We start from the raw sequence: 25,711 nt of genomic DNA, 5'->3' as shown, positions 1-25,711 counted from the left end.
GGACGTTTCGGTTCTGTTAGCGGCGCGGTGCGGCGTCGAGCACCTGCTGGAGTGCCTCGAACTCCTCGACGCACTTGCCGGATCCGAGCGCGACGGAGTCCAGCGGGTTCTCGGCGATGTGGATCGGCATGCCGGTCTCCCGGCGCAGCCGCTCGTCCAGGCCGCGGAGCAGGGCGCCGCCGCCGGTGAGCACGATGCCCCGGTCCATGACGTCGCCGGCCAGCTCGGGCGGGCACTGGTCGAGGGTCGTCTTCACCGCGTCGATGATCGAGTTGACCGGCTCGTCGATGGCCTCGCGGACCTCGGCGGCGGAGATGACGACGGTCTTGGGCAGGCCGCTGACCAGGTCGCGGCCCCGGATCTCGGCGTGCTCGTCCTTCTCGCCCTCCAGGCCGAAGGCGGAGCCGATGCTCATCTTGATCTGCTCGGCGCTGCGCTCGCCCAGGAGCAGCGAGTACTCCTTCTTGATGTGCTGGACGATGGCGTTGTCCAGCTCGTCGCCGGCCACCCGGATGGACTGCGCGGTGACGATGCCGCCGAGCGAGATGACGGCGACCTCGGTCGTGCCGCCGCCGATGTCGACGACCATGTTGCCGGTGGGCTCGTGGACCGGGAGACCGGCGCCGATCGCGGCGGCCATCGGTTCCTCGATGATGTGCACCTGGCGGCAGCCGGCCTGCAGGGAGGCCTCGATGACGGCGCGGCGCTCGACCCCGGTGATGCCGGAGGGCACGCACACGACGACGCGGGGGCGGGCGAGGAAGCGGCGGCGGTGGATCTTGAGGATGAAGTAGCGGAGCATCCGCTCGGTGATCTCGAAGTCGGCGATCACGCCGTCCTTGAGCGGGCGGATGGCCACGATGTTGCCCGGGGTGCGTCCGATCATCTTCTTGGCCTCGGAACCGACGGCCAGGATTCCCCCGGTGTTGGTGTTGACCGCTACCACCGACGGCTCGTTGAGGACGATCCCCTTGCCCCTGACGTACACCAGCGTGTTGGCAGTTCCGAGGTCGATCGCCAAGTCGCGGCCGATGAACGACAGGTTGCTCGCCATGGGGTGTGGGTGCCTTCCCGGGCTCGGTGTCATGGAGGTGGACGGAATGCGCGCGCCCACGCTTGGGCGGAGACCAGCTGAGCTGCCTTACCGGGCCCTTGAGTCGCGTCCATCGTAGTCACGCCGGCCGGCACGGACGTCGACGTGGGGCGTACCGTCCATTGTCCGGAGCGTGATCGCTTCTCCGGGCATTGGGACGCCGTGTCGGCCCCCCTGGTTCCCTATTTCCCGATAAGAATGCCCCGGCCGGGCCAATGGTCCCGACCGGGGCACCCGAAGGTCCCTGGAGCCCGTCCGGATCAGGCGTGGGCCGGGAAGAAGATCTTGATCTCGCGCTCCGCGGACTCGGACGAGTCGGAGGCGTGGATCAGGTTCTCGCGGGTGATGGTCGCGTAGTCGCCCCGGATGGTGCCGGCCCCGGCCTCCAGCGGGTTGGTGGCGCCGGCCAGCATGCGGATGCCGGCGACGACCTCCTCGCCCTCGACGATCAGGGCGAGGGACGGGCCGGAGGTCATGAACTCCAGGAGCGGCTCGTAGAACGGGCGGCCGACGTGCTCCGCGTAGTGCTGCTCCAGCGTCGCCCGGTCGAACGTGCGCAGCTCGACGGCGGCGAGGCGCCAGCCGGCCTTGCGCTCGATGCGGCTGATGATCTCGCCGGTCAGGCCTCGCTTGACGGCGTCGGGCTTGAGCAGGACGAGAGTGCGCTGGGACACGGTGCGTCTCCTGGGGAAATCGGTACGGATCGCACGCCGTTCGACGTGCGGAGTGCGACTACCGCAGAGGTTACCTTGCGTAAGCGAATGCCCGGCCGCCCGTCGGAGGTCCGGTCTAGGCCGCCGGCGCCGGTTCGGCGGCGGCGGTCCGCGCGGCCTTGATCTCGTCGATCTTCCGGCCGTAGTGCACCGAGCACCACCAGAGGCCGGCGAAGACGAGGCCGAGGCCGAACATGGTCGGCAGGACGAAGCCGCTCGCGATGAGCCCGACCTGGAGCGCCCAGCCGACGGCGACCGCGCCGGGCCTGTTGATCATGCCGCAGAGCAGCACGCAGAGGGCCATCGCGATGCCGCTGACGGTCCAGACGGTGCCCGCGGGGAGGTCCGAGAGCTGCATCGCCACCAGACCGGCGAACATGATCAGCAGTGCCTCGCCGATCAGCGTCGAGGAACAGAGCGTCCTCATCGTCACTTCCTCCCGAGCAGCAGGCGGGCCTCGCCCACCGTGATGACCGAACCGGTGACCAGCACCCCGGCACCGCCGAGGTCGCCCTCCTCCTCGGCGAGGGTGACGGCGGCGGCGATGGCGTCGTCGAGCCGGGGCTCGACCTGGACGCGGTCCTCGCCGAAGATGTCGACCGCGAGCGCGGCCAGCGCGTCCACGTCCATCGCGCGGTGGGTGGAGTTCCGGGTGATGACGACCTCGGCCAGGAGCGGCTCGAAGACCTCCAGCAGACCGGCCACGTCCTTGTCGCCGCTGGTGCCGATCACGCCGACCAGCCGGGTGAATCCGAAGGACTCGCCGATCGCGGTGACCGCCGCCTGGGCGCCGTGCGGGTTGTGCGCGGCGTCCAGGAGGATCGTCGGGCTGCGGCGGACGATCTCCAGGCGGCCCGGCGAGTCGACGCCGGAGAACGCCTGCCGCACCTTGTCCACGTCCAGCTTCCCGCCGCGGGCACCGCCGACGCCGAAGAAGGCCTCGACCGTCGCCAGGGCCAGCGCCGCGTTCTGCGCCTGGTGGCCGCCGTGCAGCGGGAGGAAGACGTCCTCGTACTCCTCGCCGCCGAGGCCGCGCAGGGTGACGAGCTGGCCGCCGACCGCGACCTCACGCCGGATCACGCCGAACTCCATGCCCTCGCGGGCCACCGTGGCGTCGACCTCGACGGCGCGCCGCAGGATGGTCTCGGCGGCGTCGAGCTGCTGGTGGGCGACGATCGCGACGGCGTCGGGCTTGATGATCCCGGACTTCTCCACCGCGATCTCGCCGGTGGTCCCGCCCAGCTTGTCGGTGTGGTCCAGGCCGATCGGGGTGATCACCGCGACGGCGGCGTCGATGACGTTGGTGGCGTCCCAGGAGCCGCCCATGCCGACCTCGACGATGCCGACGTCCACCGGCGCGTCGGCGAAGGCGGCGTAGGCCATGCCGGTCAGCACCTCGAAGAAGGACATCGCGACCGGCTGGCGCTCGTCGACCATCCGCACGTAGGGCTCGATGTCGCGGTAGACCTCGACGAACCGCTCGGGGGTGATCGGGGCGCCGTCCAGGGTGATCCGCTCGGTGACGCTCTCCACGTGCGGGCTGGTGTAGCGGCCGGTGCGCAGCTCGAAGGCGTTGAGCAGCTGCTCGACCATCCGGGCGGTGGAGGTCTTGCCGTTGGTGCCGGTGATGTGGATGGAGGGGAAGGACCGCTGGGGCTGGCCCAGGATGTCCATCAGCGCCTCGATCCGGTCGAGCGATGGCTCCAGCTTGTTCTCCGGCCAGCGCTCGGAGAGTTCCACCTCGACGTCGTGCAGGGCGTCGCCGGCGGCGCCGTCGGCGGGACGGAGGGTGTACGGGTTCGGGTCGGCCTTGTCGCTCACGTCCACAGTCTACGGAGCTGCGCCGGGCGCTCCCGACGGGGTGAGAACGACCACTTTGCCCCGGGTTGGCCGTTTCCCGCGTTTACTATCGATTTAGCGACATCAGGCCGCAACGGAGCAGCGATTCGCGCGTCAAGGAGACATATCGCCTTTGATCACGAGGAGCACAGCGCCTTGCCCGACGCCCTGCGCAGTTTTGTCGAGCTCCGCCGGGACAGCATCGTCTGGATCGCCGGACTGATCTCGCTGGCCCTGCTGGTCTACATGGCCCTCGTCTTCGGGCGCTTCCTCCTCTACTGGGCCGGCTCCCGGCACGCCTTCCGGCACAACTCCGCCGCCGAGCCCGGTGACCCCTCCGCCTTCCAGTGGCACCTGATGGTCCCGTGCCGCGACGAGGAGGCCGTGATCGCCCAGACCCTCGCCGGCCTGCGGGCCGTCGCCCCGGCCGCCCACCTCTGGGTGATCGACGACGACAGCGAGGACGCCACCCGCGAGCTGGTGCTGGCCGCCGCCGCGCACGACGACCGGATCCACCTCGTCCAGCGCCGCCGCCCGCACGCCCGGATCGGCAAGGGCGCCGCCCTCAACGCCGCCTACCGGGAGATCTCCGACCGCCTGCCGGCCGGCACCGACCGCTCCCGGGTCGTGCTCGGTGTGGTCGACGCCGACGGGCAGCTCGACCACGGCACCCTCGAACAGGTCTGCAACGACCGGGCGCTCGGCCGCCCCGACACCGGCGCCGTGCAGATCGGCGTCCGGATGCGCAACGCCGACGACGAGCTGCCGCTGCCCGGCCGCGGCCGGCTCGCCAACGCGTTCGCCCGCGCCCTGGTCCGGATGCAGGACGTCGAGTTCCAGGCCAACAACGCCGGTATGCAGATGCTGCGCCGCCGCACCGGAAGCGTCGGCCTCGGCGGCAACGGCCAGTTCGTCCGGCTCACCGCCCTCGACACGCTGACCGCCGAGGAGGGCCGCGCGGGCCGGCCGTGGCCGGAGCGCGCCCTGCTGGAGGACTACGAGTCCGGCCTGGACCTGCGGCTTGCCGGCTGGCGGCTCACCCACGTCACCGAGGCCGCCGTCTCCCAGGAGGCCCTGGTCTCCTACCGGCGCTTCCTCACCCAGCGCACTCGCTGGGCCCAGGGCAACATGCAGTGCCTGCGCTACACCGGCCGGGTCCTGCGCTCCCCGCACTACCGGCCCGCCGGCAAGGCCGAGGTGCTCTACACCTTCCTCCAGCCCGTGGTCTGCGTGCTGCTGGTCGTGCTCACCCCGGTGTCGATCGCGATCACCACGGCGGGCCTCGTGCTCTTCCCCGAGGAGACCGCCGAGTTCCAGCTCCGCTTCGGCCCCTGGATGGTGCTCGCCTTCGTACTGGCCACCCTGCCGATGCTCTTCTGGGGCTTCGCCTACCGCCGGCTCGTCCACCCCGGCCGCAGCCGGCTCACCGGTCTGCTCTGGGGCGTCCTGGTCTGGCTCTACGCCTACCACCTGTTCGCGGTCGCGGCCCGGGCCGCCGTCCGGGTGCTGCTCGGCCGCAACGGCTGGGCCAAGACCAGGCGCAACGCCGAGAAGGTCGCGCTCGGCGCGCCCACCGCCCTCGAATCCTGACCCCGGCCGCCGACCCGGCCTTTCCGGCTCGCCGCCCCGACCGCCCGCCCGGCCCGACCGCCCGCCCGGCCCGACCCCGGAGTTCCCGTCATGTCCTCGTGCCTCCCGCCGAATCCCGCCGCCCGCCCGCTCGCCCCCGGCAGCGTCGCCGTCGTCCTCGGCACCCGCCCCGAGCTGGTCAAGCTCGCCCCGCTGATCCACGAGCTCGGGCCGGCGACCCGACTGGTCCACACCGGCCAGCACTGGGACGAGGCGATGTCCGGCCGCTTCCTGCGCGACCTCGGCCTGCCCCGCCCCGAACTGCTCACCGGGGTCGGCGGCCGTCCGCGCGCCGGGCAGATCGCCCAGTCCCTCGGCCAGCTCGACGCCGCCTTCGCCGAGGACCGTCCGGCCGCCGTCGTCGTCCAGGGCGACACCAACGCCACCCTGGCCGGCGCGCTCGCCGCCAACGCCCGGGAGATCCCGCTGGTCCACGTCGAGGCCGGGCTGCGCAGCTTCGACCGGGCGATGCCCGAGGAGCACAACCGGGTGATGGTCGACCACGTCTCCGACCTGCTCTGCGCCGCCACCACCGACAACGCCGCCAACCTGCGCGCCGAGTCACTGGCCGAGGAGCGGATCGCCCTCACCGGCAACACCGTCGTCGAGGTGGTCCGCCGTCAGCTGCCCGACGCCGGGACCCGGGCCGCGCTGCTCGCCAGGCACGGGGTCGAGGAGGACGGCTACGTGCTGGCCACCGTGCACCGGCCGGAGAACACCGACACCGCCGGGGCGCTCGGCGCCGTCCTCGGGGAGCTGGACCGGATCGCCCGGGCCGGGACCCCGGTGCTGTTCCCGATGCACCCGCGCACCCGCGCCGCCGTCGAGCGGTTCGGGCTGGACGCCCTGCTGGAGCGACTGGCCGTCACCGGACCGGTCGGCTACGGCGACTTCCTGGGGCTGGCCCGGCACGCCGCGCTGCTGGTCTCCGATTCCGGCGGGGTGCAGGAGGAGTGCACCGTGCTCGGCCGCCCGCTGCTGGTCGTCCGCCGCTCCACCGAACGGCCGGAGGCGGTCGACGCCGGCTTCGCCGCGCTGGTGCGGCCGGGCGAGGAGCTCGGCGGCGCGGCCCGCGCCTGGCTGGCCGACACCCCCGAGCGGCTCGCCCGGCTGGCGGCCACTCCCAGCCCCTACGGCGACGGACTCGCCTCGGCCCGGATCGCCGGGCTGACCGCGCGGCTGGCATCGCCGCAGGTCGCGGCCGCCGCCTGACCGTCCTCTTGACAGGCGGATTGGTCTACTCCACCTTGTGAGGCAAGTCTCCTTCCCCGACAGGGACTTGAGTTGTCGGTAGCTCCCACACGCGCACCATCGACACCCGGACGGCTCTCCCCCACAGGAGCCGACGGCCTCCCCCACAGGAGATGGAGTCATGCCACTTGCCCGACACCGGCGCCCACGCGCCGTGTATTCCCTGCTCGCCGGCGCCAGCGCGATCGCGGTGGGCCTGAGCGGACTGGTCCTCGCCGGCGGCACCGGTGCGCACGCCGCCGCCGACGCCGCCGAACTGATCACCAACGGCGGCTTCGAGGACGCCAACCACCTCGGTGGCTGGACCTGTTCCTCCGGCGCGACGGAGACCGCCACCGTGCACTCCGGCTCGGCGGCACTGCGCTCCACCCCGGGCAACAGCGCCACCGGCGAGTGCAGCCAGACCGTCACCGTGAAGCCCTCCTCGACGTACACCCTGAGCAGCTGGGTCCAGGGCTCGTACATCTACCTGGGCGCCCGCGGCACCGGCGGCACCGACCCGAGCACCTGGACCCCCGGCGGCACCGGCTGGTCCAAGCTCAGCACCACCTTCACCACCGGGGCCGGCACCACCAGCGTCACCGTCTACCTGCACGGCTGGTACGGGCAGCCGGCGTTCCTGGCCGACGACGTCTCACTGCTCGGCCCGGGCGACCCCAAGCCCACTCCCACCCCCACCACGGCGAGCCCGACCCCGACGCCGACCGACTCGCCGACACCGACCGAGACTCCGACGCCCACCGTCACACCCACCCGGCCCGGGCCCAAGCACCTGCTGACCGGCTACTGGCAGAACTTCGACAACAACGCCACCGTGCAGCGGATCAGTGACGTCCCGGCCGCGTACGACATCATCGCGGTCTCCTTCGCCGACGCCACCAGCACGCCCGGCGGGCTCAGCTTCACCCTGGACCCGGTCCTCTCCTCCAGGCTCGGGGGCTACACCGAGGCCCAGTTCAAGGCCGACATCGCGGCCAAGAAGGCGGCCGGCAAGAAGGTGATCCTCTCGGTCGGCGGCGAGAAGGGCACGGTCTCGGTCAACAGCGCCGCGTCCGCGACCAACTTCTCCAACACCGCCTGGTCGCTGATGCAGACCTACGGCTTCGACGGCGTCGACATCGACCTGGAGAACGGCGTCAGCGCCACCTACATGGGCCAGGCCCTGCACAGCCTGGCGGCGAAGGCGGGCAAGGGCTTCGTGCTCACCATGGCGCCGCAGACCATCGACATGCAGTCGACCGGGATGGAGTACTTCAAGCTGGCGCTGAACGTGAAGGACATCCTCACCATCGTCAACATGCAGTACTACAACTCCGGCGCCATGCTCGGCTGCGACGGCCAGGTCTACTCGCAGGGGAGCGTCAACTTCCTCACCGCACTGGCCTGCATCCAGCTCAAGGGCGGGCTCCGGCCCGACCAGGTGGGGCTCGGCGTCCCCGCGTCCACCAGCGCGGCCGGCGGCGGGTACGTCAGCCCGAGCGTGGTCAACAACGCGCTGGACTGCCTGGCCGCCGGCACCGGCTGCGGCACCTTCAAGCCCGACACCAAGTGGCCCGGGATCGGCGGGGCCATGACCTGGTCGACCAACTGGGACGCCAAGGCGGGCGGCGGAATCGCCTCCACCGTCGGCTCGCACCTGCACGCGATGCCGTAACCCGCCCCGTCCGGAGGCCCGGGCCGGGGTTCAGCCCCCGGCCCGGGCCTCCGGGATCTCGGCGCCGCCGTGCCGGCGCCGCAGCTCGGCGGTGATCTCGGCCAGCTCGCCCTCCGGCAGCAGCGGCAGCATCATCGCGACGCCCTGGAGCAGGCCGCCGAGCAGGAACGTGGTGTCCGGGGTCGCCGCGACCAGGCCGCGGACCTCGGCCACCTCACCGGCCGCGACCGCCTCGATCAGCCGGGCCGCGTCCACGCTCTCCTCGTCGACCTCCACCGCGCCGGTGTCCCGCGGCGCCCGCCGGGCCATCGCGCGCAGCACCCGGTCACCGACCTCGGGCGCGTAGGCCTTGCGGACGGCCTCGGCGGCGATCCAGGCGAGCAAGGTGGTCACCTCGCGCTCGGCCTGCTCCTCGAACAGCCGGTCCAGCGCGTGGTCGAACGCGAGCTGGTTCCCGTGCCGGAACGCGAGCAGCAGCACCGCGGCCCTCGCCTTGGCCTCCTCGACCACCTCGGCAGGCAGTTCGTCGACCAACTCCTCGGTCACCACCACGCCACACCCTCCCGTCGCTCCTCGGCTCTGCGGAACTCGAAGCACACCGTACACATCCCACCTGCCAACTTCCGCGAACGCGCGCGGGCAAGAGCGGAATGAATTCGGGCGGAAAGGGACCTCACCCGGTCCAGGATGAATATTCGCCGGAAGGGAGCAAGGGGATTGGGCTATTGGGACGCACGATTACCCGACGTCCGGAAAAACGGAGGAGCCGCACCCCGCGTCGGCGGGGCACGGCTCCTCGGGATCCGCGTCCGGATCAGCCCTGCGGCAGCGCCGCGAGCTGGGCGGTGATCCGGGCGATGTCGGCCCCGGCGGCCTCCTGCCGGACCCGGATCTTGGCGACGACGTCGTCCGGCGCCTTGGCGAGGAACGCCTCGTTGCCGAGCTTGGCGGCCGTCTGGGCCTTCTCCTTCTCGGCGGCCGCGAGGTCCTTGGCGAGGCGCTTGCGCTCCGCCGCGACGTCGATGGTGCCGGACAGGTCGAGCGCCACGGTGGCGCCGGCGACCGGGAGCGAGGCGGTGGCCGCGAAGCCCTCCTCCGGGACGGTCAGCCGCAGCAGCGCCCGGATCGCGTCCTCGTGGACGGCGAGCACGGTGCCCTCCAGGTCCAGCCGGGCCGGGACCCGCTGCGCCGGCTGGAGGCCCTGGTCCGAACGGAAGCGACGGACCTCGGTGACCACCTGCTGGAGCGTGGCGACCTCGGCCTCGGCCCCGGCGTCACGGAAACCGGCGTCCTTCGGCCACTCGGTGACGACCAGCGACTCGGCCCCGGTGAGCGTCGTCCAGAGCGCCTCGGTGACGAACGGGACGATCGGGTGGAGCAGCCGCAGCGTGACGTCCAGGACCTCGCCGAGCACCCGGCGCGAGGCGTCGGCCTGCGCGCCGCCCTTGGCCAGGGTGGTCTTCGAGAGCTCGACGTACCAGTCGAAGACCTCGTCCCAGGCGAAGTGGTAGAGCGCGTCCGAGGCCTTCGCGAACTCGTAGTCGTCGTAGAGCGCGTCGACCTCGGCCACGGTCGCGTTGAGCCGCGAGAGGATCCAGCGGTCGACCGAGGTCAGCTCCTCCGGCGCGGGCAGCGGGCCCTCGACGGTGGCGCCGTTCATCAGCGCGAAGCGGGTCGCGTTCCAGATCTTGTTGCAGAAGTTCCGCGAGCCCTTGACCCAGTCCTCGCCGATCGGCACGTCGGCGCCCGGGTTGGCGCCGCGCGCGAGGGTGAAGCGGACGGCATCGGCGCCGTAGGCGTCCATCCAGTCCAGCGGGTCGACGGCGGTGCCGGAGGACTTCGACATCTTCTTGCCGAACTCGTCACGGACCAGGCCGGTCAGGGCGACCGTCTTGAACGGCGCCTGGCCGTCCATCGCGTACAGGCCGAACATCATCATCCGGGCGACCCAGAAGAAGATGATGTCGTGGCCGGTGACCAGGACGTCGGTGGAGTAGAACTTCTCCAGGTCCGGGGTCTGCTCCGGCCAGCCGAGCGTCGAGAACGGCCAGAGACCGGAGGAGAACCAGGTGTCCAGGACGTCCGGGTCCTGGTGCCAGCCCTCGCCGGTCGGCGGCTCCTCGTCCGGTCCGACGCAGACGACCTCGCCGTCCGGGCCGTACCAGACCGGGATCCGGTGGCCCCACCAGAGCTGGCGCGAGATGCACCAGTCGTACATGTTGTCGACCCAGTCGAAGTAGCGGCGCTCCAGCTCCTTCGGGTGGATCTCCACCTTGCCGTCACGGACCGCGTCGCCGGCGGCCTGGGCCAGCGGGGCGACCTTGACCCACCACTGCAGCGATAGCCGCGGCTCGACCACGGTGTGGCAGCGCGAGCAGTGGCCGACGGCGTGCATGTACGGGCGCTTCTCGGCGACGATCCGGCCCTGCTCGCGCAGCGCGCCGACGACGGCCGAGCGGGCCTCCAGACGGTCCAGACCGAGGAAGGGACCGTGCACGGTGATCGCGCCGCGCTCGTCCATGATGCTCAGGTTCGGCAGGTCGTGGCGCTGGCCGATGGCGAAGTCGTTCGGGTCGTGCGCCGGGGTCACCTTGACCGCACCGGTGCCGAACTCCGGGTCGACGTGCTCGTCGGCGACGACCGGGATCTCCCGGTCGGTGAGCGGCAGCTTGATGGTGCGGCCCACCAGGTGCCTGTACCGCTCGTCCTCCGGGTGGACCGCGACGGCGGTGTCACCCAGCATGGTCTCGGCCCGCGTGGTGGCGACGACGATCGAGTCCGCGCCGTCCCCGTAGCGGATCGAGACCAGCTCGCCGGGGACCTCCTCGTGCTCGACCTCGATGTCGGAGAGCGCGGTGAGACAGCGCGGGCACCAGTTGATGATGCGCTCGGCGCGGTAGATCAGGCCGTCGTCGAACAGCCGCTTGAAGATGGTCTGGACGGCCTGCGACAGACCCTCGTCCATGGTGAACCGCTCGCGCGACCAGTCCACGCCGTCACCGAGACGGCGCATCTGGCCGAGGATCCGGCCGCCGTAGTTCTCCTTCCACTCCCAGACCTTCTCGACGAAGGCCTCGCGGCCCAGGTCGTGCCGGGAGAGGCCGGACTCGGCGAGCTGCTGCTCCACCTTGTTCTGGGTGGCGATGCCGGCGTGGTCCATGCCGGGCAGCCAGAGGACCTCGAAACCCTGCATGCGCTTGCGCCGGGTCAGCGTGTCCATCAGCGTGTGCTGGAACGCGTGGCCCAGGTGCAGCGCACCGGTGACGTTCGGCGGGGGGATGACGATCGTGTACGGGGGCTTGTCGCTCTTGGCGTCGGCGGTGAAGTAACCGCGCTCTACCCAGCGCTCGTACAGCTCGCCCTCTACGTCCGCCGGAGCGTAGGTCGTCGGGAGGGTGGCTGCTTCGTCCCCGGCGGGCGTACTCGCGGGGCGCTGGTTCGTGGTGTCGGTCACGACGGACAGTTTACGTAATCCGGGAACCGGGTTACGAACCGCTTTCCCCCGGGGGCGCCGGGACGGGCCCCCGGAGCGGCCCGGACCGCACGGCGGGGGCCCCGGAACCGGGAACGGTTCCGGGGCCCCCGGCCGACGACGTGCGGCAGGTCAGGCGCTCTTGTCGCGCCGCTCCCGCTTGATCATGTCGCGCGGCACCAGGGTGGGGATGGCGTGCTTGGAGACGACGTCCCCGGTCACCACCACGCGGGCGACGTCCTGACGCGAGGGGACCTCGTACATCACGGACATCAGCACCTCCTCCATGATGGCCCGCAGACCGCGCGCGCCGGTGCCGCGCAGGATCGCCTGGTCGGCGATCGCCTCCAGCGCGTCCCGGGAGAACTCCAGCTCCACGCCGTCCAGTTCGAAGAGCTTCCGGTACTGCTTGACCAGCGCGTTCTTCGGCTCGGTGAGGATCTGCAGGAGCGCCTCGCGGTCCAGGTTGTGCACGCTGGTGATCACCGGGAGGCGGCCGATGAACTCGGGGATCATGCCGAACTTGACCAGGTCCTCCGGCATCACCTGACGGAAGTGGTCGCTCGAGTCCACCTCGCGCTTGGAGCGGATGGTGGCGCCGAAGCCGATGCCCTTGGCACCCGCCCGGCCCTCGATGATCCGCTCCAGGCCGGCGAACGCGCCACCCACGATGAACAGCACGTTGGTGGTGTCGATCTGGATGAACTCCTGGTGCGGGTGCTTGCGGCCCCCCTGCGGCGGCACCGAGGCGGTGGTGCCCTCCAGGATCTTCAGCAGCGCCTGCTGCACGCCCTCGCCGGAGACGTCACGGGTGATCGACGGGTTCTCGCTCTTTCGGGCGACCTTGTCGATCTCGTCGATGTAGATGATCCCGGTCTCGGCCTTCTTGACGTCGTAGTCCGCCGCCTGGATCAGCTTCAGCAGGATGTTCTCGACGTCCTCGCCGACGTACCCGGCCTCGGTCAGCGCGGTGGCGTCGGCGATCGCGAACGGCACGTTCAGCATCCGGGCCAGGGTCTGCGCCAGCAGCGTCTTGCCGGAGCCGGTCGGCCCGAGCAGCAGGATGTTGGACTTGGCCAGCTCGATGGCGTCCTCGCGGCCGTTGCCGCCGCTGCGGCCGGCCTCACCCGCCTGGACCCGCTTGTAGTGGTTGTAGACGGCCACCGACAGCGCCTTCTTGGCGAGGTCCTGGCCGACCACGTACTGGTCCAGGAACTCGTAGATCTCGCGTGGCTTCGGCAGTTCCTCGAAGCGCACCTCGGAGGTCTCGGCGAGCTCCTCCTCGATGATCTCGTTGCACAAGTCGATGCACTCGTCGCAGATGTACACGCCTGGGCCGGCGATCAGCTTCTTCACCTGCTTCTGCGACTTGCCGCAGAACGAGCACTTGAGCAGGTCGCCACCGTCTCCGATGCGTGCCACGAGGTGCTTCCCCTTCGCCAGGGGCCCCGCGGGGGTTCCGGGGCCTGGTGCTGTGGACCGTCGACGCCGACGGCGAATCGGTCTCGCTATCCGACGGTACTCTGCCGAGCCGCTGATTCCGTCCTCTTCGCCGGGTCTGCCCTACGCCCTGGGCGAATTGATACCGAACAGATGCCGTTGCGGGAGCCGCCGGTGTGCCGGGGCGGGGCGCGCGGACCTGCCGCACGCCCCGCCCAGGAGCTCCGTCCTCGCGTTCCCGCCCGCCCGGTGCCGGGTGAGCGGGACCCTTGCCGGCCTCAGGAGGTCAGCGAGGCCTTGCGGGTGGAGATGACCAGGTCGATCAGACCGTACTCGACGGCCTCCTCGGCGGTCAGGATCTTGTCGCGCTCGATGTCGTCGCGGACCTGCTCCACCGACTTGTTGGAGTGCTTCGACAGCATCTCCTCCAGCTGCTCGCGCATCCGGAAGATCTCCCGGGCCTGGATCTCCAGGTCGGACACCTGGCCGCGGCCGGTCTCCGTGTACGGCTGGTGGATCAGGATGCGGGCGTTCGGCAGCGCCATGCGCTTGCCGGGGGTGCCGGCCGCCAGCAGGACGGCCGCCGCCGAGGCCGCCTGGCCCATGCAGACGGTGGTGATGTCCGGCTTGACGTACTGCATGGTGTCGTAGATGGCCGTCAGGGCCGTGAACGAGCCGCCGGGCGAGTTGATGTACATCTGGATCTCGCGGTCCGGGTCCATCGACTCCAGGCAGAGCAGCTGCGCCATGATGTCGTTGGCCGACACGTCGTCCACCTGCGAGCCGAGGAAGATGATGCGCTCCTCGAACAGCTTGGCGTACGGGTCGTACTCGCGGATGCCCTGCGAGGTGCGCTCGACGAACCGCGGGACGATGTAGCGACCCTCGGCTCGCATGTCCTCGACGCGCGCCTTGGCACTGGAGAGGCTGGGGATGTTCATGGGGGTTCTTGTCCTCCGGAGCGTTGTGGCTGTGGTCTCGTGGGCCAGGCTCAGGCGCCCGTGCCGCCGCCGCCGGGGACGTCCGCGGCGCTGTGCATGATCGCGTCGATCAGCCCGTACTCCAGGGCCTCCTCCGGGGTGAACCAGCGGTCACGGTCGGAGTCCGAGGTGATCTGCTCGAAGGACTGGCCGCTGTGGAAGGCGATCAGCTCGGACATCCGCTTCTTGGTGCGGAGCAGCTGCTCGGCCTGGATGCGGATGTCGGTGGCCGAACCGCCGAGGCCGGCGGAGGGCTGGTGCATCAGGATGTTGGCGTTGGGCAGCGAGAAGCGCTTGCCCTTGGCACCCGCGGTCAGCAGGAACTGGCCCATCGAGGCGGCCATGCCCATCGCGATGGTGACGACGTCGTTCTTGATGTACTGCATGGTGTCGTAGATCGCCATGCCGGCCGAGATCGAGCCGCCCGGGGAGTTGATGTAGAGGAAGATGTCCTTGTCCGGGTCCGCGGCCAGCAGCAGGAGCTGGGCGGTGATCTTGTTGGCGATGTCGTCGTCGACCTGCTGGCCGAGGAAGATGATCCGCTCGTTGAGCAGCCGGTTGTAGACCTGGTCGCCGAGGCCGCCCAGCACGTCACCAGAGGCGGCGTGCGGCGCCATCGGGCCGGGCATCTGCATCTGCGGGTACGTCACTTAGCCACCTGCTCAGTCGATTTGGACGGTCGCTCCGCGACCGTCACGGTGTCGCACAGCTTCCGGGTATCACGTCGTGATTGTTGCTGTCCATGGACCCTAACGCGCAGGCCGGGCCACTGAATCCCTCACGCAGAACTGTTCGCTGTGAGCGCAGGGTTCACGCCCGACGGGCCCGGCGGCACCGGGAACGGCACGGAACGCCGCGGGCGCGGCCGGGAACACAGCGGGCCCGGACGCCGTACGGCGTCCGGGCCCGCTGTCGCGCCTCAGGGCGACCGGGGAGGTCAGGCCTCGGTCTTCTCCTCGGCCTCGGCCTCGGCGGCCGGGGCCTCGACGGTCTGAGCCGACTCGTCGGTCTCGTCGTCGTCGAAGTTGATCTCGTTGCCCTCGGTGTCGACGACCTTGGCGGCCTCGACCACCGTGGCCAGCGCCTTGCCGCGGGCGACCTCGCCGACCAGCAGCGGCACCTGGCCACCCTGGACGACCTGCTGCGCGAACTGGTCCGGGGTCAGGCCCGAACCGGCGGCACGGCGGATGAGGTGCTCGGTCAGCTCCTCCTGGGAGACGTTGAGCTCCTCGTCGGCGACGATCTGGTCCAGGACGAACTGGGTCTTGATGCCCTTCTTCGCCTGCTCCTCCAGCTCACCGAGGTACTCCTCCTCCGACTTGCCCTGGGTCTCCAGGTAGGTCTTGAGGTCGAGGCCCATCGGCTCCAGCTGGTGGTGCTCCAGGTTGTGCTTGCGGGTCTCGATCTCGTCCTTGAGGAGCTTCTCCGGGAACTCGATCTCGACCAGGCCGAGCAGCGCGTCCAGCACCTTCTCCTGGGCCTGGGTGGCCTGGTCGTACTCCTTCATGCGCTCCAGGCGCTTGCGGGAGTCGCCACGCAGGTCCTCCAGGGTGTCGAACTCGCTGGCCAGCTGGGCGAACTCGTCGTCCAGCTCCGGCAGCTCCTTCTCCTGGACGGCGGTCACGGTGACGGTGACCTCGGAGGTCTTGCCCGCCTGGGTGCCACCCTTGAGCTCGGTGGAGAAGGTGGCGGTGCCACCGGCCTCCAGGCCGATGACGGCCTCGTCGATGCCGTCGATCAGACGGCCCGAGCCGATCTCGTAGCTCACGCCGGCGGCGGTGCCGTCATCGGGCACCTCGCCGTCGACCTTGGCCTCCAGGTCGACGACCACGGTGTCGCCGTCGGCCGCGGCGCGCTCGACGTCCTTGACCGAGGAGAAGCGCTCGCGCAGCTGCTCCAGGGACTTGTCGATGTCCTCGTCGGTGACCGCGATCGGGTCGACGGTGACCTCGATGGTCGAGAAGTCCGGAAGGGTGATCTCCGGGCGGATGTCCACCTCTGCGGTGAACTTCAGGTCACCGCCGTCGGCGATCTTCTCGACACCCTCGATGTTGGTGATGTCGGGCTGGCCGAGGACCTCGATCTTGCCCTCGTCGACGGCCTGCGTGTAGAAGCGCGGCAGGGCGTCGTTGACGGCCTCTTCCAGCACGGCACCACGGCCGAAGCGCTGGTCGATGACACGGTTCGGGATCTTGCCCTTGCGGAAGCCCGGGACCGAGACCTGCTGGTTGATCTTCTTGTACGCCGCGTCGAGGCTGGGCTTGAGCTCCTCGAAGGGCACCTCGACGGTGAGTCGAACCCGGGTCGGGTTCAGAGTCTCGACGGCGCTCTTCACGGTTGGGTCTCCTATGGGCTTGCGGTCAGGTTGTCTCCGCCCTCCCCGGCCACCGGCCTGGGGCCGGTAAGCGGACGGATCGGGCGAGACGGGCGATGGGCGGTTGGAGCTGCATCTCCCGTGGGGGGGGTGGACGGTGAGCGTGACTCCTCGCCCTCATGCGGTTGACCTGGGTGGACGCCGCAGGGACTACCGCCAGCGCCCCATCCTACCGGTACCACGAAAGGCGGACGCCAGGGCGACGCCGTCGGGGGCCGCTCAGGCCCTGCCGACGGGCTCCGGGGCGGGTTCCCGGGCGGGACCCGCACCCTCCCGGTCGGGGGCCGGACGCATGGTCGCCGCAGCGTCGGAGTCCCGCACCAGCAAGGCGATCAGGGCTGCCAGCAGGGCCAGCCCGGCGGCGGTGAGGAAGGCCGCGCGGTAGGCGACGAGGTTCGCCACGGGCGTACCCGAGGCGTTCACGGCGAACGGTCCGACGGCGGTGAGGACGGTGCCGAGGACGGCGACACCGAGCGCCGATCCCAGCTGCCGCTGGGCGTTGTAGAGGGTGGAGGCGGCGCCGGTGTCGGCCGGGGCGACGGTGGAGAACGCGGCGGTCTGCGAGGGCATGAAGACGTGCGCCATCGCGAAACCGGTGACGAAGAGCAGCACGCGGACGGCCCAGAGGTTGCTCTCCGGCCCGATCGCGGCCATCAGGGCGAGGCAGCCGGACACCACGGCGGCGCCCGCGACGAGGAGTCGGCGCGGGCCGAACCGCGGGTAGAGCCGGCCCGCCACCTGGGAGGCGAGCATCACACCGAGCGCTTCCGGGAACACCATCAGACCGCTGTGCAGGGCGTCCATGCCGAGCGCGTCCTGCATGAGCAGCGGGAAGAGGTAGAGCATGCCGAGGAAGGCCGCGCCGGAGAAGAGCGAGAGCAGGTTGGTGGTGCGGAAGATCCGGTCCCGGAAGAGCCGCAGGTCGAGCATGGGCTCGGGGCGGCGCAGCTCGACCACGACCAGGGCGACGAGCGCGAACAGCCCGCCGAGCGCCGAGACGAGGATCCGTGCGCTCCCCCAGCCCTCCGACGCGCCCTCGGAGAGCGCGTACATCGTGGCGCCGAAGCCGACGGCGGAGAGCAGGAAGCCGGCCGCGTCGAACCGGCCGACCCGCTCGGCGCGGTAGTCGGGCAGGAAGAGCACGCCGAAGACGAGGGCGGCGAGGCCGACCGGCACGTTGACGATGAAGACCCAGTGCCAGGACCAGCCGTCCACCAGCCAGCCGCCGAGCACCGGCCCGGCGGCGGGGGCGACGGCGGTCGGCAGCATCAGCACCCGGGTGGCGCGCATCCGCTCCTCCTGGGGGAAGGCCCGGAAGAGCATGGTCATCCCGACCGGGGTGAGCAGGCCGCCGGCCGCGCCCTGGAGGACCCGGTACAGGGTGAGCGAGGTCATCGAGCCGGCCGCACCGCAGAGCAGCGAGGCGACGGTGAACAGGGCCAGCGAGAGGAGGAAGACCCGGCGGGTGCCGTACCGGTCGCCGAGCCAGCCGGAGAGCGGGACGAAGACGGCCAGGCTGACCAGGTAGCCGACGTTGATCACGCCGACTCCGGCCGGATCGGTGCCGAACTCGCGGCCGATCGCGGGCAGGGCCACGTTGACGATCGTGGTGTCCATGATCGACATGAACAGCGCGGCGACGAAGACGACGCCGACCGCGATCTTGGGATTCATCCGCGCCGGGTTCGTCCGTGTCGGGCTGCGCATCGAGAGCTCCTGGATAAATGAAAAATCAACCACCCACGATGCCGGACGGGACCCGGAAACGACAACAGGGCCTCGTCGACGACGAGACCCTGCGCACTGTCGGGGTGACCGGATTCGAACCGACGGCCTTCCGCTCCCAAAGCGGACGCGCTACCAAACTGCGCCACACCCCGTGGTGCCGAGAGGAAGCGTACACGCCGTGCCCTGCCGGTTCGGCGAGATATTCCGAGCCCCCGAAACGAATGTGGTGTGCACGCAGCCGACCGAACCAGGTACGCTGTTCCCGACCTTCCGTCCGGCAACGGCCGGGGGATCGCGCGGGCGTAGCTCAATGGTAGAGCCCTAGTCTTCCAAACTAGTCACGCGAGTTCGATTCTCGTCGCCCGCTCAGAAGTCCGGCCCCGGAGTGATGCCCCGCATCGCTCCGGGGCCGTTCGCGTACCCCGGCGGCCCCGCGCACGGGCCCTACCCCCCTCCCGACCGCGGGTCAGAGGCCCAGCCGGGCCGCCCGGGCGGCGGCCCGGTCGAGCAGCCGGTGGATGTCGGACTGCCGGGTGGCGGGCCGGTCGTTGTACTCGTCCGGGGAGTTCACCGGACGACCGGTGGCGTGCAGGACCTCCATCAACTGGACCCGGGCGGTGCGGACCGTCGCCGGGGTGCCGAAGCCGTGGGCCAGGACGGCGGCCTGCGCGCCGAGCAGGCAGACCCGGCCGTCCGCGTCCCACATCGCGCCCTGGAGCCAGCCGTGGGCGGCGATGTACCGGGAGGCGAGGCCGAGGTGCTCGGCGGCGGTCACCGGCGCGGGGCGGGGCGGGCGGCGGAGCGCCCGGTCCAGCAGGGTGGACCGGGGCACCCGGTGCCCCGCGTACCAGGGGCGGAGCGCGGAGCCGAGCGGGCAGACGTACGGGACCGGTGTGCGCGCGGGGGCGGGCAGCGTGGCCAGGTACGCCTCGATCTCGGCGACCAGGCCGGAGCCGCCCGGGGTCGGCCGGTCCGGGGCGAACAGGACAGGAGGCGGCGTCAGTTCGGTGCGGGGCATGCGGGTTCTCCCGGCGGGGCCGATGGTTTCCGCTACCCAAAATGGCGCATAGGGGGCATTTCTGCGACCGGAGCGCGCCTCGTGGGGGCTCGGCCCCGGGCCCGCGGCGGCCGCGGTGCGGTTTCCCGGGGAGCCTCCGGGCCGATAGCCTCGGCGGCGTTCGAAAGCAGTTCGACGGAGGTTCGCGACGTTCGGAGCCCGAGAGTGGAGGAGTCCCCGTGCGCCCTCAGGACCGACTGGCCGTCATACAGCGATCCGTGGTCCGGGAGATGGGGCGCCTCGGGCAGCAGTTCACCGTCGACGGCGAGGTGGTGCGCGGCCCGGGGACGACCGCGGTCGCCGTCCGCGAGCACCCGGGCGGCGAGGGCGCCGGCCATGTCGACCTCGGCTACGTGCTGGAACTCGGCCGGGCCGACGCGCCGGTGGTCTGGGACTGCACGGCCGGTCTCGGCAAGACCGAGGAGGAGAAGCTCGACAGCGCGGTGCGGATGTGGGCGACCACGACCGCCTCGGCCCTGGTCGAGCTGCGGGAGGGCGGCGGCAGGCACGGCGACCACGCCGACCATCCCGAGCTGCCCGGCTGGCACGCCGTCCAGGGACCGGCGGCGGTGTTCGGGTTCGGCAACGAGCGGCTGGCCGGCTGGCTGGCCGAGCACCGGGTCCTGCCGGCGCTGGCGCCCGCCCTGCTGCCCGCGCTGGGCGGGCCGGACGGGCGGGGCGGACGGAGGCCGCACGGGGTCAAGCTGTTCCTGGGCGGCAAGGCGGGGGACGACGTCGCCGAGGTCCGGGTCGACGGAGAGGTCTCCGAGGCGGCATCGGCGGCGCTGCGCGCGCTGGACTGGCCGCGCGGCGAACGGCTGTGCTGGGCGCGACTGTTCGCGGTGCTGACGGCTCAGGGCACGGCGGTGCCGACGGCCGCGCCGGCCGGTGCCGGCGAGGTCGCGGCGGCCCGGCCGGCGGCCGTGGCGGCGGCGCGCCCGCAGGGCCTGTTCGCCCGATGGCGGCAGGCGAGACGCGCCGGCCGCTGACGGACGGCCGCTCCTCGGCCCACCGGCTCGCGTCCGGGCCCGGACGCGGCCAGGGGCATGCGTCGGACCGGCCGCGTCGGATCGGCCTGTGTCGGCCGACCCGGGTCAGCTGGCGATGTTGGAGATGGACTTGGCGACCTGCGCCAGGAAGTCCTGGATCGGCTTGGCGGCCGTGCTCTGGTTGAGCATGAACCCGAACAGCGCGGCCAGGATGAAGTGCCCAGTCTTCAGCTGCTTGTTGCGGATGAAGATGAAGCAGACGATGCCGAACAGGACCAGAGCGGAGACGGAGAGTGCCACCCGGACTCACTTCCTCGATTCGTATCGGGGTGCCACCGGCTGACAGCCCCTGCGAAGCCGGACCCCGGCCTGTCCGACGGTCCCGAGGCGGAACGGCAGATCGCCCGGCACGTCGAGGCCGGAGGAGGAGCCCGGTACGGCCGCACGGTGCCCGTCGTGCCGCATGTGACGCCCCCCATCCCCCGAATCCTGAACAGTCCCGCCCGGACTCAGTGTGGTCGACCGTGCCGATTGCGTAAAGGTCTGACTGTCAGCCGAACGCCGATATCCTGCGATGCGAGACGAGTTTCCGCCGACCGAGACGATAGTCGAGACGTTCTGACGAATCATCGGCGGGGCACCGCTGAGCGGCCGGGAAACGTCCGGGGGGCCGGACCGGAACCCGCTGGTCCGCTCTGCCGCCGGGGCACCGGAATTGGCCGAAGATCAGCTCCCAGGCTTGACAGCAGCTGCCGTTGGCATGTGCCTCCGCGCGACGGTGCCCGCGACCTCGCCCGGGGCCGGGCGACGGGCCGTCAGTCGCGCCAGAGCAGCAGCACCGCACGGTCGTCGTTGATGTCCCGGGCGACCGTCTCGATCAGCCGGGCGGCCGCTCCGCCGCCCGTGCCCGGACCGCTGCCCGGCACCAGCCGGTCCGCCTCGCCCATCAGCCGGTCCATGCCCTCGGAGAGGTCCCGGCCGGGCGCCTCGACCATGCCGTCGGTGCAGAGCATCAGGACGTCGCCGCGGTTCAGCCGCCCGCGCACGCCCTCGAACTTCGCGCCGTCGTAGATGCCGAGCGCCGGGCCGTCCGCGGCCTCCTTGAGGTCCCAGCGGCCGGCGCCGGCCAGCCGCTGCATCCCCGGCAGGTGTCCGGCCGAGAGCAGCTCGTACTCCCCGGTGTCCAGGTCCAGCACCAGGTGGACGGCGGTGGCGAAGCCCTCCTCCCAGGACTGCCGGAGCAGGTAGCCGTTGGCGGCGGGCAGGAAGTCGTGCGCGGGCAGGGAGCCGAGCAGCCCGCCGAAGGCGCCGGAGAGCAGCAGCGCCCGGGAGCCGGCGTCCATGCCCTTGCCGGAGACGTCCGCGAGGACGACCTCCAGCACCCGCCGGCCCGGGCCGGTCCGGTCGGCGACCACGAAGTCGCCCGAGAAGGACTGCCCGCCGGCCGGGCGCAGCGCCATGTCGGCGTGCCAGCCGTCCGGAAGCCGGGGCACCCGGCTCTGCACCCGAAGCCGCTCGCGCAGGTCGAAGAGCATGGTCGAGCCGCCCCACCAGGGCACGCCGACCCGGCTGCGGAACTGGGCCAGCAGCAGACCGCCGACCCCGGCCGCGCCGACCACCAGGGCGGCGCCGGGGGTGACCCCGTAGGTGTAGGCCTCGGGGTTGTCACTGGCCACCCGCTGCCCGGTGTGGATCACCGACTCGGCGGAGAGGCCCAGGGCGGCCAGCGCGTAGAGCACCACCAGGGAGCCGGGGCGCAGCAGCAGGGCGGCGGCCAGGATCGGCAGCACCAGGGCGGTGGGCGGGGCCCAGGCGGGCCACCAGATGTTGAGCAGGATCAGCAGCGGCACCAGCAGGGCGAGCGCGCAGAGCACCGGCCAGTCGGCGGCGCCGCCGCGGAAGTAGTCGACCCCGGCTGTGCGCAGCCTTCGGCGGACCCGGCGGAGCCTCTTGCGCAACCGGGCCGTCACGGGGTCGGACGCCGTGGCGGCGCCGGGCCTCGTCGCAGTCGTCTGGGGCGGTGAGCCCGGCGGTCTGCCAGCCATGGGGACCGACCATATCCAGCGGTCGCGGTCGGCGTCGACGGCCAGGACACGGGCGGATTCGCCGTGGCGCGGGCCCGTCAGCGGGTTTCGGCCGATTGCGGCGGGCGGCGACCGGTGCGTCAGGAGGCGTGCGCCGGTTGGGCGTACGAACCGCCCGCGCGGCGCACGCGCCCCGCGCGCGGGCACTGTGGCGCGCTGCGCACCGGGGCGGGTGCTGTGGCCGATCACACAGGGGCTCGCGGGTCCCGAACGTACGGCGACCGGCCGCGCCTGCGGGGCGCGGCCGGTCGCCGGGAGGGTTGCGGGGGGACGGGCGGGAGGGGTCAGCCCTCCTGCTGCGGGTGGTGGGCCGGGATCGGCGGGAGCTCCCCGGTGATCTCGTAGACGCTCAGCATGTCGATCCGGCGGGTGTGCCGCTCGTCGCCGCTGTACGGGGTGCCGAGGAAGACCTCGACGAACCGGGTGGCCTCCTCCTGGGTGTGCATACGGCCACCGATGGAGATCACGTTGGCGTTGTTGTGCTCGCGGCCGAGAGCGGCGGTCTGCTCGCTCCAGGCCAGCGCCGCACGGACGCCCTTGACCTTGTTGGCGGCGATCGCCTCACCGTTGCCCGAGCCGCCGATCACGATGCCCAGCGCCTCCTTGTCGGAGGCCGTGCGCTCGGCGGCGCGCAGGCAGAACGGCGGGTAGTCGTCAAGGGCGTCGTAGATGTGCGGCCCGCAGTCGACCGGCTCGTGGCCGGCCTCCTTCAGCCACTCCACGAGGTGGTTCTTGAGTTCGTATCCGGCATGGTCGGAGCCCAGGTACACGCGCATGCCCATGAGTGTGGCATGCGGGTGGACCCGGGCTCCGCAGGGGGCCGGACGAGCCGGACGGAACCGGCAGGTCGGTTCCCGGTGGCGGTCGGATCCCCACCGGCGACGCGGTCGCCGACCGGCGTCCCGGTTCCCCTACCGGCGGCCGAGCAGCTTCCAGGCCAGCGGGAGGGCGCCGGCCGCCAGCGCGGCCTTCAGGGCGTCCCCGACCAGGTAGGGGTAGAGGCCGAGCTCGGCGGCGCGGCCCAGCGGCACGTCCAGCGCGAAGGCCAGGTACGGGACGCCGACGGCGTAGATCGCGAGGCTGCCGAGGACCATCGCCGCCGCGGTGCGCAGCGGGGAGCGGTCGGCGCCGCGGCGGGCCAGCGCGCCGACGAGGCCGGCGGCCAGCACGAAGCCGATCGGGTAGCCGAGCGAGGGGATCGACCAGCCGGAGGCGGTCTGCGCGAACCACGGCAGGCCCGCCATGCCGGCGAGCAGGTAGAGGGCGAGCGAGGCGATGCCGCGCCGGGCCCCGAGCGCGGTGCCGACCAGCAGGGCGGCGAAGGTCTGGCCGGTGACCGGCACGGGGGAGCCTGCGACGTTCACCGACAGCTGGGCGGCCAGTCCGGTGAGCGCGGCGCCGCCGGCCACCAGGGCCAGGTCGCGCGCCTGGGTGCCGAGCCGGGTGCCCGCGGCGGGCAGCAGATCGGCGAGGACGGCACGGTTCAGGGTCGGGGTACCGGCGGTCGGGGTGCTGGCGGTGGCCATCGGGCTTGTCTCCTCGGTTCGTCCGTTCAGGTGAGTGAACACCTGTGAACCTACGCGTCGATCACGCCCGGCACCGTCAGGGATCCGGACAAAGCCCCGGCCACCCGCCTTGTCGGGTCCGGCCTCCGGGAGCGACGGAACGTGACGGACGGCGAAGGTCTGCGTCACGATCCGGTCCGCATACTGGTCCGGATCGGGGCATCCTTGGCATGGACAGCCTTGTCGCCGGATATTGGGCAACTCGCACCGCATGTCGAACAGTCTGGATCCCTTCCCCATGGCCCGTACCTCCGCGCCCCCGGCGCCCGGGACCACGCCCGCTCCCCCGGCCGGCGGCCAGCAGCTCTCCCACGGGCTCAAGCAGCGCCACCTCTCGATGATCGCGCTCGGCGGGGTCATCGGCGCCGGCCTCTTCGTCGGCTCCGGCGCGGGAATCGCGGCGGCCGGTCCGGCGATCATCCTGGCCTTCGTCCTCTCCGGCCTGCTGGTCATGCTGATCATGCGGATGCTCGGCGAGATGTCGGCCGCCCGCCCGGCCTCCGGCTCCTTCTCGGTGCACGCCGAGAAGGAGATCGGCCCCTGGGCCGGGATCACCGCCGGCTGGATGTACTGGGTGATGCTCTGCTGCGGCGTCGCCGCCGAGGCCACCGCCGCCGGGCGCATCGTCAACGGCTGGATCCCCGGTGTCTCCGCCTGGGTCTGGGTCGCCCTGTTCATGGTCTTCTTCTGCGCCAGCAACCTCACCGCGGTGAAGAACTTCGGCGAGTTCGAGTTCTGGTTCGCCGCCGTCAAGGTCGCCGCGATCCTCGCCTTCCTGGTGCTCGGCGGGCTCGGCATCGCCGGCGTGCTCGGCCCCGGCGCCCCCGGCACCGCCAACCTCACCGGCCAGGGCGGCTTCCTGCCCAACGGGATCGACGGCCTGATCGTCGGCCTGCTCGCCTCCGTCTTCGCCTACGGCGGTCTGGAGACCGTCACCATCGCGGCGGCCGAGTCCGAGGACCCCCGGAAGAACGTCGCCAACGCGGTGCGCACCGCGGTCTGGCGGATCGCGATCTTCTACATCGGCTCGATGGCGCTGGTCGTGACCCTGGTCTCGTGGAAGGACCCTTCGGTCGTCGAGAACGGCCCCTACGTCACCGTGCTGCAACACCTGAGCGTGCCCGGCGCCGGGACGATCATGGAGATCGTGGTGCTGATCGCCCTGCTCTCCGCGATGAACGCCAACATCTACGGCTCCTCCCGGATGGCCTACTCGCTGGTCGCCCGCGGTCAGGGCCCGAAGGCGCTGGCCAAGGTCAGCGGCGGAGTGCCGCGCCTGGCCGTGATCGCCTCCTGCCTGTTCGGCTTCGGCGCCGTACTGGCCTCCAAGTTCTGGCCGGACACCGTCTTCACCTGGCTGATGAACACCACCGGCGTCGCCATCCTGGTGGTCTGGCTCTTCATCTGCCTCGTGCAGCTGCGGATGCGCCGCCGGCTGGAGCGCGAGTCGCCCGAGCTGCTCACCGTGAAGATGTGGGGCTTCCCGTACCTGACCTGGGTGGCGATGGCCGCCGTGGTCGGCATCCTCGCCCTGATGACCACCACCGAGGGCAACCGCCAGCAGTTGTACGCGGCCGGCGTGCTGGTCGCGCTGCTCAGCGGGGCGGGCCTGCTCAAGCAGCGCCGGGACGCCGCCCGCGGCTGACCGCGGGGCCGACCCGGCCGCAGGACACGAAGAGGGCCCGGAACCGCCGCGAACGCGGCTTGGGTTCTAGCGGTCCTCGCAACACCCGCGATCGGTGGGAGTTGCGAGGACCGTGGCCGTTGGACGCGATGATCTTTCGGGGTTGAGGGAGCGTTTCCTTGCGCGGGTGGATGTGGTGGGGAACGTGACGGTGGTGGC

21 protein-coding genes and 2 tRNA genes are annotated in these 25,711 nt (G+C 71.5%); 6 read left to right on the top strand and 17 right to left on the bottom strand.

Annotated elements, in window-relative coordinates; genetic code table 11:
• Positions 1-16: 16 nt before the first annotated feature.
• From PUR61_RS41460 to folC, 4 genes are all read right to left on the bottom strand, one after another.
• Positions 17-1,042, bottom strand: coding sequence for a rod shape-determining protein (locus PUR61_RS41460; RefSeq protein WP_327683829.1), 1,026 nt, complete (start codon positions 1,040-1,042; stop codon positions 17-19).
• A gap of 311 nt (positions 1,043-1,353) precedes the next feature.
• Positions 1,354-1,767: a nucleoside-diphosphate kinase gene (ndk, locus tag PUR61_RS41455; RefSeq protein WP_329885131.1), complete on the bottom strand. Its 414-nt coding sequence runs from the start codon at positions 1,765-1,767 to the stop codon at positions 1,354-1,356.
• 115 nt (positions 1,768-1,882) lie between these two features.
• Positions 1,883-2,233, bottom strand: a complete 351-nt coding sequence (locus PUR61_RS41450; protein WP_329885130.1) for a DUF4233 domain-containing protein — start codon at positions 2,231-2,233, stop codon at positions 1,883-1,885.
• A 2-nt stretch (positions 2,234-2,235) separates the two neighbouring features.
• Positions 2,236-3,627, bottom strand: a complete 1,392-nt coding sequence (gene folC, locus PUR61_RS41445) for a bifunctional tetrahydrofolate synthase/dihydrofolate synthase (protein ID WP_329885129.1) — start codon at positions 3,625-3,627, stop codon at positions 2,236-2,238.
• 174 nt (positions 3,628-3,801) lie between these two features.
• On the opposite strand from folC, the gene PUR61_RS41440 reads away from it, so the two are divergent.
• The 3 genes from PUR61_RS41440 to PUR61_RS41430 all read left to right on the top strand — a co-directional run bounded on the left by PUR61_RS41440 (position 3,802) and on the right by PUR61_RS41430 (position 8,179).
• On the top strand, positions 3,802-5,235 hold the full coding sequence (locus PUR61_RS41440; protein WP_329885128.1) for a glycosyltransferase: 1,434 nt from the start codon (positions 3,802-3,804) through the stop codon (positions 5,233-5,235).
• 90 nt (positions 5,236-5,325) lie between these two features.
• Positions 5,326-6,486 carry a non-hydrolyzing UDP-N-acetylglucosamine 2-epimerase gene (gene wecB / locus PUR61_RS41435; RefSeq protein WP_329885127.1) on the top strand — a complete coding sequence of 387 codons (1,161 nt, stop codon included), beginning with the start codon at positions 5,326-5,328 and terminating at the stop codon, positions 6,484-6,486.
• Between the two features lie 160 nt (positions 6,487-6,646).
• Positions 6,647-8,179 carry a chitinase gene (locus PUR61_RS41430; RefSeq protein ID WP_329885126.1) on the top strand — a complete coding sequence of 511 codons (1,533 nt, stop codon included), beginning with the start codon at positions 6,647-6,649 and terminating at the stop codon, positions 8,177-8,179.
• Positions 8,180-8,209: 30 nt separating this feature from the next.
• Here PUR61_RS41430 and PUR61_RS41425 read toward each other — a convergent pair whose 3' ends face one another.
• The 8 genes from PUR61_RS41425 to PUR61_RS41390 form a co-directional block, all read right to left on the bottom strand.
• Entirely contained in the window at positions 8,210-8,731 is a 522-nt protein-coding gene (locus PUR61_RS41425) for a hypothetical protein (protein ID WP_329885125.1), read from the bottom strand.
• 262 nt (positions 8,732-8,993) lie between these two features.
• Complete coding sequence (locus PUR61_RS41420) at positions 8,994-11,633, bottom strand: valine--tRNA ligase (protein WP_329885124.1); 2,640 nt, start codon at positions 11,631-11,633, stop codon at positions 8,994-8,996.
• Between the two features lie 150 nt (positions 11,634-11,783).
• Positions 11,784-13,073 (bottom strand): ATP-dependent Clp protease ATP-binding subunit ClpX, encoded by a 1,290-nt coding sequence (gene clpX, locus PUR61_RS41415; RefSeq protein ID WP_329885123.1) that lies wholly within the window; start codon positions 13,071-13,073, stop codon positions 11,784-11,786.
• Between the two features lie 296 nt (positions 13,074-13,369).
• Positions 13,370-14,032 carry an ATP-dependent Clp protease proteolytic subunit gene (locus PUR61_RS41410; RefSeq protein WP_329885122.1) on the bottom strand — a complete coding sequence of 221 codons (663 nt, stop codon included), beginning with the start codon at positions 14,030-14,032 and terminating at the stop codon, positions 13,370-13,372.
• A gap of 50 nt (positions 14,033-14,082) precedes the next feature.
• On the bottom strand, positions 14,083-14,700 hold the full coding sequence (locus PUR61_RS41405) for an ATP-dependent Clp protease proteolytic subunit (RefSeq protein ID WP_380360698.1): 618 nt from the start codon (positions 14,698-14,700) through the stop codon (positions 14,083-14,085).
• A gap of 308 nt (positions 14,701-15,008) precedes the next feature.
• Positions 15,009-16,406 (bottom strand): trigger factor, encoded by a 1,398-nt coding sequence (tig, locus tag PUR61_RS41400; RefSeq protein WP_329885121.1) that lies wholly within the window; start codon positions 16,404-16,406, stop codon positions 15,009-15,011.
• 258 nt (positions 16,407-16,664) lie between these two features.
• Positions 16,665-18,152, bottom strand: coding sequence for an MDR family MFS transporter (locus PUR61_RS41395; RefSeq protein ID WP_329885120.1), 1,488 nt, complete (start codon positions 18,150-18,152; stop codon positions 16,665-16,667).
• 99 nt (positions 18,153-18,251) lie between these two features.
• Positions 18,252-18,325 (bottom strand) — tRNA-Pro (locus PUR61_RS41390).
• Between the two features lie 144 nt (positions 18,326-18,469).
• On the opposite strand from PUR61_RS41390, the gene PUR61_RS41385 reads away from it, so the two are divergent.
• Positions 18,470-18,540 (top strand) — tRNA-Gly (locus PUR61_RS41385).
• 99 nt (positions 18,541-18,639) lie between these two features.
• Here the strand turns inward: PUR61_RS41385 and PUR61_RS41380 are convergent.
• Positions 18,640-19,191 carry a DUF6197 family protein gene (locus tag PUR61_RS41380; RefSeq protein WP_329885119.1) on the bottom strand — a complete coding sequence of 184 codons (552 nt, stop codon included), beginning with the start codon at positions 19,189-19,191 and terminating at the stop codon, positions 18,640-18,642.
• 218 nt (positions 19,192-19,409) lie between these two features.
• Here PUR61_RS41380 and PUR61_RS41375 point away from each other — a divergent pair, with 218 nt between their 5' ends.
• Entirely contained in the window at positions 19,410-20,219 is an 810-nt protein-coding gene (locus PUR61_RS41375) for a DUF6348 family protein (protein WP_329885118.1), read from the top strand.
• A gap of 105 nt (positions 20,220-20,324) precedes the next feature.
• Here the strand turns inward: PUR61_RS41375 and PUR61_RS41370 are convergent, their stop codons facing one another.
• The 4 genes from PUR61_RS41370 to PUR61_RS41355 all read right to left on the bottom strand — a co-directional run bounded on the left by PUR61_RS41370 (position 20,325) and on the right by PUR61_RS41355 (position 23,829).
• Entirely contained in the window at positions 20,325-20,519 is a 195-nt protein-coding gene (locus tag PUR61_RS41370; RefSeq protein WP_329885117.1) for a hypothetical protein, read from the bottom strand.
• Positions 20,520-21,034: 515 nt separating this feature from the next.
• Complete coding sequence (locus PUR61_RS41365) at positions 21,035-22,264, bottom strand: PP2C family protein-serine/threonine phosphatase (protein WP_329885116.1); 1,230 nt, start codon at positions 22,262-22,264, stop codon at positions 21,035-21,037.
• 323 nt (positions 22,265-22,587) lie between these two features.
• Positions 22,588-23,079 carry a ribose-5-phosphate isomerase gene (locus tag PUR61_RS41360; protein ID WP_329885115.1) on the bottom strand — a complete coding sequence of 164 codons (492 nt, stop codon included), beginning with the start codon at positions 23,077-23,079 and terminating at the stop codon, positions 22,588-22,590.
• Positions 23,080-23,214: 135 nt separating this feature from the next.
• Positions 23,215-23,829 carry a biotin transporter BioY gene (locus PUR61_RS41355; RefSeq protein ID WP_329885114.1) on the bottom strand — a complete coding sequence of 205 codons (615 nt, stop codon included), beginning with the start codon at positions 23,827-23,829 and terminating at the stop codon, positions 23,215-23,217.
• Positions 23,830-24,106: 277 nt separating this feature from the next.
• Here PUR61_RS41355 and PUR61_RS41350 point away from each other — a divergent pair, with 277 nt between their 5' ends.
• Positions 24,107-25,513 (top strand): amino acid permease, encoded by a 1,407-nt coding sequence (locus PUR61_RS41350; protein ID WP_443034600.1) that lies wholly within the window; start codon positions 24,107-24,109, stop codon positions 25,511-25,513.
• Positions 25,514-25,711 lie beyond the last annotated feature (198 nt).

Origin of the sequence: Streptomyces sp. BE20 (assembly GCF_036322525.1) — a bacterium.
Classification (GTDB): Bacteria; Actinomycetota; Actinomycetes; order Streptomycetales; family Streptomycetaceae; genus Kitasatospora.
The sequence above is the reverse complement of the archived record's forward strand: the minus strand, read 5'-3'. Positions and strand labels throughout refer to the sequence as shown.